10 protein-coding genes are annotated in these 14587 nt (G+C 53.0%); 2 read left to right on the plus strand and 8 right to left on the minus strand.

The genetic code is table 11. The features are described from left to right. Positions 1–123: 123 nt before the first annotated feature. The 3 genes from HF324_RS24135 to HF324_RS24145 are packed head-to-tail and all read right to left on the minus strand — an operon-like array spanning position 124 to position 6352. A complete protein-coding gene (locus HF324_RS24135) occupies positions 124–1644 on the minus strand; it encodes a RagB/SusD family nutrient uptake outer membrane protein (RefSeq protein ID WP_168861031.1) in 1521 nt (506 codons plus the stop codon). A gap of 13 nt (positions 1645–1657) precedes the next feature. Further along, positions 1658–5086: a SusC/RagA family TonB-linked outer membrane protein gene (locus tag HF324_RS24140; RefSeq protein WP_168861032.1), complete on the minus strand. Its 3429-nt coding sequence runs from the start codon at positions 5084–5086 to the stop codon at positions 1658–1660. 36 nt (positions 5087–5122) lie between these two features. Continuing rightward, positions 5123–6352 carry a FecR family protein gene (locus tag HF324_RS24145; RefSeq protein WP_168861033.1) on the minus strand — a complete coding sequence of 410 codons (1230 nt, stop codon included), beginning with the start codon at positions 6350–6352 and terminating at the stop codon, positions 5123–5125. A 255-nt stretch (positions 6353–6607) separates the two neighbouring features. On the opposite strand from HF324_RS24145, the gene HF324_RS24150 reads away from it, so the two are divergent. Continuing rightward, the gene (locus HF324_RS24150) at positions 6608–7204 is read left to right on the plus strand and encodes an RNA polymerase sigma-70 factor (protein WP_168805154.1); all 597 of its coding nucleotides are present in this window, start codon (positions 6608–6610) and stop codon (positions 7202–7204) included. Positions 7205–7280: 76 nt separating this feature from the next. Here HF324_RS24150 and HF324_RS24155 read toward each other — a convergent pair whose 3' ends face one another. From HF324_RS24155 to HF324_RS24165, 3 genes are read right to left on the minus strand one after another with little or no spacing between them, the layout of a single operon-like run. Next, entirely contained in the window at positions 7281–9758 is a 2478-nt protein-coding gene (locus tag HF324_RS24155; protein ID WP_168861034.1) for a zinc-dependent metalloprotease, read from the minus strand. Positions 9759–9787: 29 nt separating this feature from the next. Continuing rightward, the gene (locus HF324_RS24160; RefSeq protein WP_168805158.1) at positions 9788–12241 is read right to left on the minus strand and encodes a zinc-dependent metalloprotease; all 2454 of its coding nucleotides are present in this window, start codon (positions 12239–12241) and stop codon (positions 9788–9790) included. Positions 12242–12264: 23 nt separating this feature from the next. Further along, positions 12265–12921: a hypothetical protein gene (locus HF324_RS24165; protein WP_168861035.1), complete on the minus strand. Its 657-nt coding sequence runs from the start codon at positions 12919–12921 to the stop codon at positions 12265–12267. A gap of 112 nt (positions 12922–13033) precedes the next feature. Between HF324_RS24165 and HF324_RS24170 the strand changes: the two genes are divergently transcribed. Continuing rightward, positions 13034–13663: a hypothetical protein gene (locus tag HF324_RS24170; protein ID WP_168805162.1), complete on the plus strand. Its 630-nt coding sequence runs from the start codon at positions 13034–13036 to the stop codon at positions 13661–13663. Positions 13664–13706: 43 nt separating this feature from the next. Here HF324_RS24170 and HF324_RS24175 read toward each other — a convergent pair whose 3' ends face one another. Both HF324_RS24175 and HF324_RS24180 read right to left on the minus strand, forming a co-directional pair. Continuing rightward, the gene (locus tag HF324_RS24175) at positions 13707–13976 is read right to left on the minus strand and encodes a YjhX family toxin (RefSeq protein ID WP_220101232.1); all 270 of its coding nucleotides are present in this window, start codon (positions 13974–13976) and stop codon (positions 13707–13709) included. 14 nt (positions 13977–13990) lie between these two features. Next, complete coding sequence (locus tag HF324_RS24180; protein WP_168861036.1) at positions 13991–14539, minus strand: TetR/AcrR family transcriptional regulator; 549 nt, start codon at positions 14537–14539, stop codon at positions 13991–13993. Positions 14540–14587 lie beyond the last annotated feature (48 nt).

Consider the following 14587-nt stretch of genomic DNA (forward strand, 5'->3'; position numbering starts at 1 on the left):
AGCGGATATGATCAATTTACTAAAAGATCGGGGAATAAGCAATGATCTTCCCGGGATAACGACAACCGCCCCGGAAACAATGCTGCTTCCGGGGCGGTTGTATCAGACTGGCGTTAGGATCACTTACCAGGTATATCCGGGATTTTGCGAAAGCCCGGGCGCATTCTGTATTTCAGCAGGAGGAATAAACATCAGGAGCCTGGTGTCGGACCACGGCTGCTTCTCCGGGATCCTGCCCAGCACCTGTGCAGCCTTGCCTGTACGTTTAAGATCAAACCAGCGATGCCCCCACTCTGCAAACAGCTCTATGCGTCGCTCCTGCATAACGGCATCCAGCACGGCCGTCATACCCGTTGCGTTAATAGCGGGCAGCCCCGCCCGTGAACGGATGACGTTCAGGTCGGCCACAGCACCGGCAAGATTACCGGTATGCGCCCGGGCTTCTGCCCGGACCAGGTATTGTTCGGCCAGGCGCAACACGGTGTAATACGGCGGCGGCGCCTCTCCTGTTGCCGCCAGCCGTTGATATTTAGCGGCAAACCGGTATTTTTTCCCGTTCCACGGTGCGGCCAACGGAACGGTCAGGCTGTCCGTCCATTTGTCCAGCCGCTTGTCGCCGGGCTCAAAGGCCTGTATCAGCCGGTCCGTCATGGAAAAGGAGGCAATAAACACGTAACTGTATTCTTCAAACATGGCAGGCTCCAGCATCATCTCCTGCGTGGCGGGGTCCAGTAAGGACAAACTGGCCTGTGGCATCAGCAACCGTGGTTCTTCCATTACGGGAGAAACGGTACCCTCCGTGGAGTGTTTCAGCTGCCAGATAGCTTCCGCGCCGGAAGGACTGAAAGTCTTCTCCAAACCGGGCAGACTGAAAAGACCGCTGTTGATCACAGCATCTGCCTGCGCTGCAGCCTCGGCCCACTTTTCCATATACAGGTAGTGCCTCGCCAGTAAGGCCATGGCGGCATACCTGTTGGGCCGCAGCTTCTCTCCTTTCGTGATAGCGAAATTATCCGGCAACAGCTGCGATGCAGCCACCAGGTCTGCGGTGATCTGCTCCTGTACTTTTCCAACGGGCTGCCGCTTTTGTGCGGCTTCCTCCATGACTTTGGTGGACAGCGGCATAGGCACATCGCCAAAATTGATGGTGAGGTACAGATAACAAAAGGCTCGGGCAAAACGGCATTCCCCTTCCGCCTGCCGGCGGACGCTGTCGGTGATAGCGGGCGAGGTGGTTGCCTGCAGCCCTTCCAGGATAGAATTGGACAGGTAAACAGCCCTGTAGGCGCAATTCCAGAAAAGCGGCTGCACCAGCTCATTAGAGAGCATCAGTCTATTGGTAAAAAACTGGTAGTCGGCCACATTGGATGCGCCGGCATAAGGGGACAGCTCATCGGCCATCAGGCCACCGTAAACGGTCATATGCCCGTTACTGAATGCAGGAGTGCCGGTGTTGGTCATCAGGGTAAAATAAATGCCCGAAAGGGCGGCGGTGATCTTGTCGGGGTCGTTGAATACGACGCCGGTATTCACCGAGTCGATCGGCGGATCGATCTCTATCAGCTTTTTACAACCGCTGGCAGCCAGCAACAGGACGGAAAAAAGTATAGTGACAGTACTGCGTGTATGCGTCAGGTTTACCATAAATAATTTTGCTTTAGAAGGATATGTTACAACCCAGCGTAACGGTACGGGTGCTGGGGATACCGTTCCGGATGTCAGGATCAACGCCTGCCTTGTAGTTGGTCAGCAACCACAGGTTATCAGCGCTCAGGTTGAACGCCACCTGCGACATCCCGGCTTTAGCCACTTTCGCGGCAGGCATGGCCCAGCCCAGCCGCAGGCTGTTCATCCGCAGTATGTTCACCATTTCGTAACTGGCGTCTGAATTGGAAAAGCGGTCTGCCTCCGGCGTAGCCACCGCCGTTACAGGAGGCAGCAAACCATCGGGCCTGTCCGGCGCCCATTGCCGCTCCCATTGCCAGTAACTCATATTCCTGGGCTCCGGCCCCCACATATTATACCCGATAGGCTTGTTGACACGCTGAAAACTGAAAGAAGGGTTGATGCTCCAGTTCCTGTATTGAAAGCTTGTCTGGAAACCGCCGCTGAAGCGGGGGTTCATGTCCAGGAATACGACACGGTCGTCGTCTGCCGTTCCGGGCGACACGCTGTAATTGACGTTGATTTTGCCGTCGTGGTTGGCGTCCAGATAATGGCCTTCGCCGGTGACCGGGTCCCTGCCGAGGAAATGAAACACCGCCTGGTTGTTCAGCGGCTCCCCTATCCTGTACAGCGTGGCATAAGGCGATAACTCCAGCCCGGGGTAAGACAACAGCTTATTGGATTGCAGGTTAAAGTTAGCGCTGATGTTCCAGTTAATGGTTTTCGTTTTCAGGACCGCGGCGGTAACCATAAAATCCCAACCGGCGTTCTGTACGTTTGCCACAGAGTTGGCCGTGATCGTATTAAAACCGGTGAATAACGGCAACGGGTACCCGAGCAACTGATTGTCGCAGCGGTTGCGGTACCAGTCAGCCACCACGTTGACTTTATCCCAGAGGCTGAACTCCAGCGCCAGCTCCAGCTTTTTATTTGTCTGCCAGTGGAACTGGTCGTTGGCCACAAGTGTTTCCATCAGCGGCGCCACGCCGTTATACAGCAAAGGAAAAGTCTTGATGCCGTTGGTGTACTGGGGATAAGCCCACTGCGACAGATACTGGTAGTCGCCTACACCGTCGCTGCCGGTGAGACCGTAGCTTCCCCGCAATTTCAGGAAGGTCAGCGGCTTCGGCATAATGGCCCGGGCCCATGGTTCTTCTGTGACGATCCACCCTGCCGCTACGGCCCAGAAATTACCAAACTGCTTCCCGGGGCCAAACCGGCTGCTGCCATCCCGGCGGCCGCTCAGGCTCAGCATATACCGTTCTGCCAGGTTATAATCCACCGCACCGAAAACGCCGACGTATTTATACTGTCCGCTGTTATTCTTCACCAGCAGGGAGGGCGCCGCCGCAAGGGCGTTGATCATATCGTCACTGAGGTAATTCATCCCGGAGGTATAGGTCGTTTTCGTAGTGTTAGCCTGATAGGTGCCTCCCGCCAGCACGTTCACCACACCGTTGCCAAAGGATTTGTTCCAGCGCAACTGCGGCTCTACGGTCAGGTTGTTGATATTGGTGCTGCCCAGTGTATGCGTCCCCGTAGCCTCGGAGCCGCTGACTGCCTTAGGCGCTGCAGACGCTACCGGGCTCAGATAATCGAGATTGTTCACGGAAATATTGTAGCCGATCTGCGTGGCCAGCTCCAGTCCTTCGACTAAGGTATAGGAAGCGTTAAAGCCTGCGTTGATGCGATTAGTGGTGGAAACAGAGCGCTGCTTCAACCCCTGAAAGGGGAAATTTACATTTGCTCTTTTATAGGCGGCATAGTTCAGTTTGCCCAGGCTATCGAAAGCATCTGCTTCATGCGGGCGGAGGTCGCCCTGTGCAACTATCGATCCCAGGCCGGTGTTGACAGAATTGATGTACAGCGCGCTGAAAGAGGATTTGAACCGGTTGTTCAGGCTGCGGTTATCGAGCTTCAGCAACACGCTGGCCGACTGCGCTTTGGTATTCACCGGGGTGATGTCTGTTTGTCGTGTATAGGTGCCCGACAACAGGTAGGAGCTGCTGGCTGAACCGCCCGACAACCGCGGGTTCACAGTAGTATACAAACCGGTGCCCCCATACATGTAGCGCTGCCAGTTGGTGTACCGGGTCGTGTCCATCACAAACAGTTCCGGCGCATATCCGGGCTGGCCGGGCACCTTCGAGGGCGTAAGGCCGCTGTTGGCATATGCTTCCCTGCGCATGGCCAGGTAATCCTGCGTGTTCAGATAAGGCTGATATTTCACCGCCGCTTTAATACCCTGCGACAGGTTCAGGGAAAAACGGTTCTTCCCCTGTTTGATTTTTTTGGTGGTGATGAGGATAACGCCATTAGCCCCACGGCTGCCGTAGATGGCAGTAGCGCCGGCATCTTTCAGCACTTCGATGGACTCAATATCGTTGACGCTGAGACCAAACATCAGGCTTAATCCTACTCCCATTCCCGACTGGTCAAGGCCGTCGGAGATCAGGTTGTTCTTACCATTGAACATGCGAAGCCGCGCAACGTCCTGTTGCGACAGGTCCAGCACCGTTTGCGGCACACCGTCGATCACGAACAGCGGATCGGAGGACACAAGGCCATTGATACCGTTCCGGCCACGCACCTCTATCTTCAACGGCGAGCCCGGCGAGCTGTTTGCCCGCGTGATCTGCAGCCCAGGTACCCTTCCTTCAAGCGCCAGCAGCGGATTCTGTACGGGCAGGTCCTGCAACTCTTTGCCTGATACAGTCACGATACTGCTGGTATTAAAACGTTTGCTCGTCACGCCGTAAGCTTTCACCACCACTTTGTCCAGCATATTATCCGCCGGCTTCATCACAATAGTAACGGTAGGTTTAATAACGACTACCTTATATTTTTCATAGCCTACATATGTGACGATCAGTTCTTCTCCCGGATACGCGCCTTTCAGCTCAAACTCTCCTTTTTCATTGGTGAGGGTGGTTTTCTGGCTGTAGGAAGTGGACACCGAAGCATTCTCCAACGGTCCTATCGTTTGTTCCGACAATATTTTCCCCTTTACGGTAATTGTCACGGAATCCTTTGCAGAAGAAGGCCTCTCCAGCTTGTTTTTCTGCGGCGCCGTATTGACCGACACTACTTTGTCCGTCACTTCATAACGATAGGTCGTGTGTTCAAAAATGCGCCGCAGGGAAGTGCCTATATCGGCATTTTTCAGCGATACGGTGATCAGCGGGCTGTTTTGCCGCAGATGCTCCGGGTATACGAAATAATAGCCGGTTTGTTTCTCCACCTCCCTGCACACTTTTTCAAGCGGCATCCGGGTGGCGTTTAAGGTGACAGTTTGGGCGGAAAGAGAGAGAGCTGGCAGCAGGACGCAGAACAGCAGGCCGATGATCAGGCTGCCGCGGCGCATACTACCTCCCCGGGCGGCGTCGGAGCGCCGCCGGTTGACATTGTTCGGTTGTTGCATGTAACTAAACTTCGCTTAGATAATTGGTTGTTTTTATCACGGCGCTACCGTGACCGTTTTTCCGGATATGCTGAAATGCACCCATCCGGTAGACTCCAGCACTTTTAATACTGCGGATAATTTCATATTGCGGGGGATCTTTCCCACAAACTGTTGTTCGATTTTTCCCCGGTATATGATCTCCACGTCATACCAACGGGCGATCTGCTGCATAATTTCTTCAATACCCGCGCCTTCCAGCGAGAACAGCCCTTCTTTCCATGCCAGGGCGGCTTCCAGGTTGGCAGCACGTACCACCGGCGACATGCCGCGTGCGGTCACCACCTGCTGCGACGGCTGCAGGACCACCTGTCCGCCTTTTCCGGACACGCGCACTTTTCCGTTCACAAGGGTGGTAACATTATTTTGCTGGTCAGCATAGGCGTTCACGTTAAAGGCGGTGCCCAGCACGGTGATGTCGGCAGGCTGTTCACCACCGGTCTTCACAAGAAAGTGTTTGTCAGCCTGCGGCGCTACTTCAAAATAAGCCTCACCGCTCAGTTCCACTACCCGCTCCTGCCCCGTGAAAGCAGTCGGGTAACGCAGCGAAGAAGCTGCGTTGAGCCATACCCGTGTGCCGTCGGGCAACACTACCTGATACTGTCCGCCACGGGGAGTGGTGATGGCATTAAATACGGCAGCTGCCTCTTTGGCCGCACCCACCGGCTCGTATTGCAATGTTCCCTCAGCCGTCTTCTTCACTACTGCCTGTTGCTGACGGGCAAGTGTTCCGTTAGCGGCACTGTCCAGCGTAATGATACTGCCATCGGCCAGTTGCAGGGTGGCCCTGTTACCGCCGGGGAGTGCTTCTCCCTGATAACGTGCAGCGATCGGCAGACTATCCGGCGGCCGGGGCGCGTAATGTTTCCACAACATGCCGATACCTGTCAGTAGTACTACCACAGCCGCTGCAATGCGCCACCACGACATCTTCCGGACAACGGTTTCTTTTTGTGGAGCAATGGTGCCGATCCGGTCCCACACCTCCTGCAGCGCAGCCTTTTCATCCACCTGCTCCATGGACAGCAACGCTTTTTCGAGTGCAGGCCACTCCTGTATGCTTTCATAAAACTGCCGGGCCGCGGGTGACTGCGCTGCCAGCCAACGCTCCAGCTCCCCGGCTTCCGCCGCGGTAATACGCTGTTGCAAACGGCGGTGCAACAGTTCCGCTATCCGCTCCATGGTGTCCAGCTGCCGCTGGTCCTTCTCTGATAATGATATCGACAAGTTGTACTGCTTTTATACCTGAAATTTTACCGGCGCGCAAAATACTATGGCCTTCACACATTTTCAGCCCGTTCACATGACGATAACAATTTTACTGCGCCTCCTGCCGGTATTTCCAATAAAACACGGTAGCGGCAGTTTTGAACTAGTCCGTCTGAAAAAAATTTTCCGCAGGGCACATGGCTTGCAGGTATCCGCTTATTTGCTTAGTTTAGCCCGTCCTGGACGGTCTATCAACCAATACCATTTATTGTCATGGAGAGTCAAGATAATCTGGAAGCCATCATCCCTGCGTTTCAACAAGGGAACCCACAAGCTTTCGACGCTTTTTTTAAGGCACACTACAAACCACTGGTATTTTTCGCCGGGCAACTGCTGGCCGACGCCACTGAGGCGGAAGACATCGTGAAAGACAGCTATGTCAAGTTATGGCATAAACATGCCGACTTTGACCATCCCAAAAGCATCCGGGGCTTTCTGTATACCTCCACCCGCAACGCCTGTCTTAATCAGTTACGCCATCGCAAGGTAAAAGACCACTACTCCCGCGAAATGAGTTACCTGGAAGAACAGCAGGAAGATAGTTATGTCCTGCAGCGCATGATCCACGCCGAACTGCTGCAGTCCATTCACCGGGAAATAGCGCTGTTGCCCGCTAAGCGGCAGCAGGTGTTCCGGATGATATACTTCGAGGGACTGGGGCTGGAAGAAATCGCGGAACAAATGGGGATATCGGTTTTCACGGTGAAGGAACATAAAGCCAAAGCGCTGGCACAGCTACGGCTGCGGTTCACAGATGAACAGCTCATGATTTTTTTCCTGCTTGCCGGCTGTTCTCTTCTGAAAGCATGATCAGAAAGAAAGCCCCGTGGATAAACATCCACAGGGCACATCATCAACTATTGATTTTTGCTTATGAGAAAAAGCGTCAAATATTCTTAGCCATCAGTGTAATCTTTTCATCCAACGATACCAGGTGTGCTTTGGTCAGCGCATCGGCCGCACGTGGTATGGCCCGGCTGATCATAGCGGCCACCGCCCGGATGTCTGCACTGGCAATGGAAGAAGCTTCGGATTCGCTCACCGTTACTTTGCTTTCCCGGGTGATCTTGTACAAAGCGCCGAGGTAAGCTTTTTGCATATTGCGATGGTAAGCATCGATCTTCACGCTGTTATTGTTAAGATCGGCCCAAATACCCTGGTGCAGCATGCCCATATAGGTTTCGATGCCTAACGTCTTATCTGCGCCATAACGGCGTTCCAGCATCATGACATAATTGATCCGCTTCACGTCCAGCAGGCTGTTGACCGCGTTGACCTGCATCAGGTCCACCGGCGTTTGTTCGGCGGGGTTATCAACACGGTCTGTTACAGCCGGGTCCAGCAACCAGAGCGGTGTGTTGAACACCTCGTCGTTGAAGAACCTTATTGCCGCCAGCTGCCTGGCTTTCGGCACCGGAACGTAAGACGGACGGTCGTCTCCGTCGGGATATACCGTATACTGCACCGCTGCAATGTTTTTGACCACGTGTACCACGTAACGGTGGAACTGCTGCATCACATTGTCATACATCGTTTTCAAGGCCGTCCGTTGCCCGTTCTCTTCCCGGGTCCATTTCCGCAGATTAGCCATTACCCGCTTCAGGTTTTTGATTCCGTAAGTACCTGCTTTGGCGGCATCGTCTCCCAGGTCTTCCGTCTGGCAACGCGGGTCCGTCTGACGGGTCTCCCCATCACCAAACCAAAGACGGTTATTGGCTTCCAGCCGTTTCGTCACCAGTTGCCCCATGATCCGGCTGTCTTCAGCTGCCGTGGGCGCTCCTACGATCCTGTAACCAAATTCAATGGCCCATTTATCGTATTCTCCGATACGCGGGAACAACAGTTCCTGCGGTATCCTGTCTTCCGGCTGGGCGACATAGTTAAACCGCGCATAGTCCATAATGCTCGCAGTGTGGCCGTGTTTACGCAGGTAGGCAATGCTGCGCAGACTGTCCACCGGCGTCTGGCTACTGCTGCCGAAGTTGTGGCGTAAGCCAAGGGTATGGCCTACTTCATGGCTGGACACAAAGCGGATCAGCTGGCCCATCAGTTTTTCATCGAATGTAGGCAGCTGTGCCTGCGGATCGTTAGGACCGGCCTGCACCATGTACCAGTTGTGCAACAGGTCCATTACATTGTGATACCAGCCAATATGGGTCTGGATGATCTCTCCGCTGCGGGGGTCGTGGGTATTGGGACCATAGGCATTGGATATCTCAGAAGCGAAATAATTGATAAAGGAATACCGCACATCTTCCGGATGCATGGTCGTATCGTTTTCCGGCCATTCTTTGGCTACAATAGCGTTTTTGAAACCGGCCTGCTCAAAGGCCACCTGCCAGTCGTTTACGCCGGCAATGAGGTAAGGGCGCCACTGTTTGGGCGTAGCCGGATCTATGTACAATACAATCGGCTTCACCGGTTCCACCAGTTCTCCCCGTTTGTATTTCTCCATATCTTCCGGCCTGGGCTCCAGCCGCCAGCGATGAATAAAATTCCGTTTCGTCACTTTCTGCTGGTTGTCTCCGTACTCCATAAAATAGTCAGCGAAATATCCCACCCTTTGGTCTGAAAATCTTCGCTGCATTGGCTTTTCAGGCAATACCACAAAAGAGGTATTGGTTTCCAGGGTGGCCGGACGGGCAGGCGCCGGCGTCAGTCCGCCTACCGGTTTGGTCATCCCGTTCTTGGAGATCCCTATTTCAATATTCTCCGGGAAAGCCATGATAGACTGCACTTCCAGGTCTTTCATCGTTTTTACGTCCAGCGCTTTTTTCAGCCCTTCATGACCATCGCCGGAGTTAACGAAAACGGCAGGGTCCCGCAGGAATTTGCTGACATCGATCACATAGCTGGCTGAATCTTTTCCATAGGCCTTAATGGGAAAAGACGCCAGCACCGGGTTCAGATTGGATTTAACGACTGCGCGGTAGATGGTATTGGAGGAATCAGCGTCGCTGATCACCAGGTTCAAACGGACCCTGATCGTCTCATTGGGTCCTTTTTCAAAGATCACGGTGTGATTGTCCAGTTCTTCACCGGCATAGGCGCCGGTGCCTCCCGGCGCTTTACGGATGCGGTTCACCACCAGGATGTCGCGGCCCAGCAGCGGCTGACCTATTTCAAAAAAGATGCTGTCCATTTCCCGGGTGGCATGCACGGTAAAAAGTCCTTTTTGTGTTTGTAATCCGGGAGTGATGACAGAAGCATAGGGCTTCACGCCGTTTTTATTGGCTGCCGCTACAGGCTTTGCGGCCGGCGCCGCCGCAGGGGCCGCCGTTTTTTTCTTCTTTTTGTCTCCACCTTTAAACACCGCACAGGAAGCCATCGCAGCTAAAAATGGAATATAGAAATAACGTTTCATTTGTGAATATGAATGGTTTTAGTAGGTAATTAATTTTTATACAGATGAGATGACAGCCGTTCTATCCTCTCCCGGAGATCTGCCAGATGAGCGGCCACCACGGCACTGCCGGCATGAGGCAGCGCTTTGCGCACCATCTCCGTAACCGTTTTTATTTCAGCGGCGGCAACGGTCACGGCATCCGATTGGTTCACTTCTCTTTCTTTATGCATCAGCAAGCTGAAGAGTGCGCCCACATAAGCTTTCTGCATATTGCGATGATACCCGTCGATATTCACGCTGTTGCTGTCAAGTCCCTGCCAGATGCTACCCCGCACCATCGCCAGCAGCTCCTGCGCCGTCAGCGTTTTATCTGCGCCAAAACGTTTGGTCAGGCTTAACAGCCTGTTGAGCTTCATCGCAGACAACATTGAATTGACTGCCTTGGCCTGCATATCTTCAATATAATCTGACGTATAAGGCAGCTGGCATTTGTTTAACACGGCCGTATCCAGCAGCCAGTCAGGCGTAGTAAACAGCTCCCTGTTGGCATAGGCCACTGCTGCTATTTGTCTTTCTTTTTCCACTGGAACAAAAGAGGGTTGGTCATCATCATCAGAACGCGAAGTATACCATACGCCACCGATGTTGTTACCTACATGATTGAGATAGCTGTAGTACTGGCCCAGCACCAGGTCATACATGCGGGAAAGATTTTCGCGGAATCCGCCTTCTTCGGCCGCCCATTGAGGCAGGTGAGCCATGACGCGTTTCAGGTTAAGCACTCCCAGCGTACTGGCTTTGACGTTATCATCGCCCAGGTCTTCCGTCTGGCAGCGGGGATCGCCGCTCTCCGACTCCCCGTCACCGAACCACAGGCGTGGATTGGCCGCCAGGCTGTCTTTTACCAGCCGCGCCATGATGCGCGCATCTGCTTCCGGCGTTGGCGCGCCAGTGAGTTTGTAGCCCCATTCAATCGCCCATTTGTCATAATCGTTCACCCGGGGAAAAAGAAGGCTTTGCGGAATGCTGTCTTCCGGTTGCGCTACATAATTAAAACGCGCGTAGTCCATAATGCTGGCGGTATGGCCATGGGCCTGCAAATACGTGATGCTGCGCAGGCTGTCTACCGGCGTGCGGCTGCTGCTGCCGAAGTTGTGCCGCAACCCTAACGTATGCCCTATCTCGTGGCTTGATACAAAGCGTATCAACTGCCCCATCAGTTCACTGTCCAGTTTTGAAAAACGGGCCATAGGGTCCTGGGGACCGGCCTGTATCTGATACCAGCTCTGCAGCAACTCCACAATATTATGGTACCATCCGATATTGGTCTGTATGATTTCACCGCTGCGGGGATCATGGATATTAGGCCCATAGGCGTTGGTGATCTCTGAGGGCAGGTAGTTGATGAAGGAATAGCGCACATCTTCCATATGCATGGTGGTGTCCTGTTCCGGCCATTCTCTGGCGGTAATGGCATTTTTAAACCCTGCCTGCTCGAAAGCCGGCTGCCAGTCTTTGACGCCCTGGACCAGGTATTTCCGCCATTGTTTTGGCGTAGCCGGATCGATGTACAACACGATGGGATGTGCAGGTTCCACCAGTTCTCCGCGGAAATAGCGCGCGCTGTCCTCCGGTTTAGGCTCCAGCCGCCAGCGGTGGATCAGGTCCTGTTTTTTTACAGCCTGCTGCGCATCACTGTATTCCATGAAGCTGTCGGTAAAATATCCTACCAGCTTGTGGGCATAACGGGGCTGCATAGGCTTTTCAGGCAAGATCACAAATGAGGTGCTTGTTTCCAGCGTGGCGGGCGATGGCACCTTGCTATACAGTGTTTTATCGGCCACACCATTTTTGGCGATGGCTATTTCCACATTGGAAGGATATGTTCGTATGTCCGTGACGGCATGGTCCTTCATGAATTTTACCGTCAGAAAATTGTTGATCTGCGCTCCTTCCGCGTCATTCACGAAACTGGCGGGATCTTTCAGGAGCGCGGTCATGTTCACCACGAAGCTGGTGCTGTCTTTTCCATATGCCAGGACAGGCAGCACGGCCAGTACCGGCTGGGTGTTAGAGACCGTCACCGCGCGATGGACCACCTGTGAAGTGTCTGCGCGGCTGGAGAGATAGCGTTGCTTTAATAGCAGCGTTTCGTTGTTTCCCCGTTCAAAAAATATAGTCGTGTTAGCGAGTTGTTCCCCTGCATACATTTTCACGCCACCGGAAACTTTCAGGATACGGTTGATGGTGAGGATGTCTTTGCCTAACAGTGGTTCCCCGATCTCAAATAAAACGGTGTCCATCCCGGTGGTAGTGTGAACGGTAAAGAGGCCCTGCTGTGTATGCATCTCCGTGGTGACCACCTTTTCGTAGGGCTGCACCCCGTTTTTTCCTGTGGCGGCCTGCTGTTGGACGGGCGGCGCTCCCTTCCTTCCGCTTTTTTTAAACATGGCGCAGGAAGCCATGACCATTAGCAATGGCAGATAAGCATAGCGATTCATTAGGCGATAAAATTGATATTTGATTAGTAAGCCGGCATCGCGCGGCGAAGGCAGTTTTTTACGGGCACGTCCTGCAATAGTTGTCTGTCGGGCATTCCGGCGGAAGGCAGTTGCAACAGCAGGCTGTCGTTTACCGGCAGGTCTTCTGCTTTTTGTATGTACTCCATGGAGGTGATCCATTGCATATAACGGTCTGCCCGGCTGGCGGTGCTGTCATCCCATACCAGTATCACCGGGAACACATCGGTGGAGGCCTGCGCCCGGTATGCCGCTTGCTGTGCATCGTCACCGTTATTACGCAGGTCAATGACAATGCCGGTGCGACGGGAAGCCCACTGATGAATCAGCATAGGGGCCAGCAGCTGGTAACGGTCGACCAGCGTAACGGCTTCCTGGTCGGCAGTTGCATCTGGGAGCGACAACGCCATAAATTTAGCGGGACTTCCGTTGGTCTGCCACTCAAAATAACGGGGCGTAAAAGGGAAAACTTCAACCGTTCCCGGAAGTCGGTTTTCGTCCCGGTCTTCTCCCAGATCAGGGATATGATGATCGGGAAGCATCGTTCTGTCAGGCATATCCCGGCCTCCCGGCGCTGTATTCCTTGATCCGCAACTGCATAGCAGGGCATACAACAACAGGTATAACCCTCCCCGCCTGCAACAATTCTTTCTAAGGAGCATTTAACTATCATTATTTAGCCATTAAAACACGGAGGAGGGATGTATGAACTAGTGCGCAGGGAAATTTTGTGAAAAATTTCAACATTGACCGTCTTGTTATATATTTGAATTAATGTTGACCTTAAAGAAATTGATAAAATACGGCCTCATTTTCCTTGGCATCGTCGCCCTGCTGTTGCTGTTCGTAGCAGGGTGTTTTTGGGCCAGTACAGAAAAAAGACACCGGCAGGCAGTAGAAGACGAAGAAAAATACAGCAAAGTATGCGATTCCGTTGCCACCATTACGGAGCAACCTGAAATTAAGTTTTCAGGGTTTCAGCCAAAAGAAATCCGGCAGCTGCGGTTCAAAATTTTGCGCAACGGGCACACCATCCGCGATACGCTGGTGAAAAGCAATTTCTCCTATATATCGGATGACAGTACCTATTGCGCTATGAAAATGCCCTATCCGGTTTTTCTGAAAACGGACACCATCGTGGTGACGACGGGAGGCGGCCTCCATTTCTACCTTTCAGGCTATCACCACATAGCATCGCTGCACTATGGCATGATGGGTTATGTCGGCAGCCATGACTGCCGGCTGGCGGATGCAATAGTGATCAATAATGAGCCGGCGCCTTATGGCACGCTGCTTAAAAGTAAGGGATGGCAACATCCGGAGAAAGATGAAAACAACCGGCATCAGGCAGATATTATCAAAATCAATACACAGACCGGCGCTTACAGCGGGGAGAAAAGATAATCCCGGAAACAAACGCTGTTGCTTCCGGGATACCTGGTAGGATTCAGAGGGCGTCGTTGCCTGCCCGGGTGATGTTGTATGGCCCGCCGTCTATACTGGCGATAAGCTTTTTGTTTTTAAGCCTGCGGAACATGTCGAGGTCGCATTTTTCGAGCCAGCTGCCTTCGGCGCTGAGGCACATTACTTCGGAGATTTTTCCTTTTTCATCCCGTTCGAATATCACTCTTCCACCTCTTGATAATGCTTCCAGTACTCTTCTTTCCGGTTTGGATATATTGATGATTTTTCTGTCTTTCCTTTTCAGGGGATTCATGCTGTATGTTATTGTTACACATGAACAGCGTCTTCCAGCAATTTTTGTAGCGCGGCGGTCCGCTGTTCTTTTGTGAAAGGTGTTTTGTAATACACCTCATATAGCTCCAATCCTTCCAGTGCGGCCCATATCAGCAACGCCCTGACGGGGTCTTTTACTTCAGCCGCTATGCGTTGCCAGTAACGTTCGTAAAAGTCCGCATATAAATCTGTGACGGGCGGTTCTTCCATGGCGCCGGCGTTAAACATTCCTTTCCATAGCTGAATGAGTTCGCCGGACGGGTCCGCGATAGCACGCAGAAAGCCCGTCAGCACCGGGTTGTTGCCATTGGGTGCTTTCGCTATTTCCTTTTCGATGATGGTCTCTGCCAGGGCCAGCGTATCCGCTATCATCGCCGTTACCAGGTGGCGTTTGGTAGGGAAATTATGGGTAAGTGCCCCTCTGCTGGCCCCTAACCTGACAGCAACAGCCTGGAATGAAAGGTGATGAGCCCCTTCCTCCTGCACAATCTGCCGGGCGGCAGTGGTGTACTGCTCGCGGGTAAACTGCCGTTTTCTGCTCATAATATATGATTTAAGAAACAGAACGTTCTGTTTCTTTTACAAAAATAG

The sequence above is a fragment of the Chitinophaga oryzae genome, assembly GCF_012516375.2.
GTDB lineage: Bacteria > Bacteroidota > Bacteroidia > Chitinophagales > Chitinophagaceae > Chitinophaga > Chitinophaga oryzae.

Bases quoted from the DNA above. Each gene is read 5' to 3' on its own strand.
- HF324_RS24140 (WP_168861032.1), bottom strand. From the start codon at position 5,086: ATGCAACAACCGAACAATGTCAACCGGCGGCGCTCCGACGCCGCCCGG.
- HF324_RS24180 (WP_168861036.1), bottom strand. From the start codon at position 14,539: ATGAGCAGAAAACGGCAGTTTACCCGCGAGCAGTACACCACTGCCGCC.
- HF324_RS24150 (WP_168805154.1), top strand. From the start codon at position 6,608: ATGGAGAGTCAAGATAATCTGGAAGCCATCATCCCTGCGTTTCAACAA.
- HF324_RS24135 (WP_168861031.1), bottom strand. From the start codon at position 1,644: ATGGTAAACCTGACGCATACACGCAGTACTGTCACTATACTTTTTTCC.
- HF324_RS24170 (WP_168805162.1), top strand. From the start codon at position 13,034: ATGTTGACCTTAAAGAAATTGATAAAATACGGCCTCATTTTCCTTGGC.
- HF324_RS24155 (WP_168861034.1), bottom strand. From the start codon at position 9,758: ATGAAACGTTATTTCTATATTCCATTTTTAGCTGCGATGGCTTCCTGT.
- HF324_RS24165 (WP_168861035.1), bottom strand. From the start codon at position 12,921: ATGCTCCTTAGAAAGAATTGTTGCAGGCGGGGAGGGTTATACCTGTTG.
- HF324_RS24175 (WP_220101232.1), bottom strand. From the start codon at position 13,976: ATGAATCCCCTGAAAAGGAAAGACAGAAAAATCATCAATATATCCAAA.
- HF324_RS24160 (WP_168805158.1), bottom strand. From the start codon at position 12,241: ATGAATCGCTATGCTTATCTGCCATTGCTAATGGTCATGGCTTCCTGC.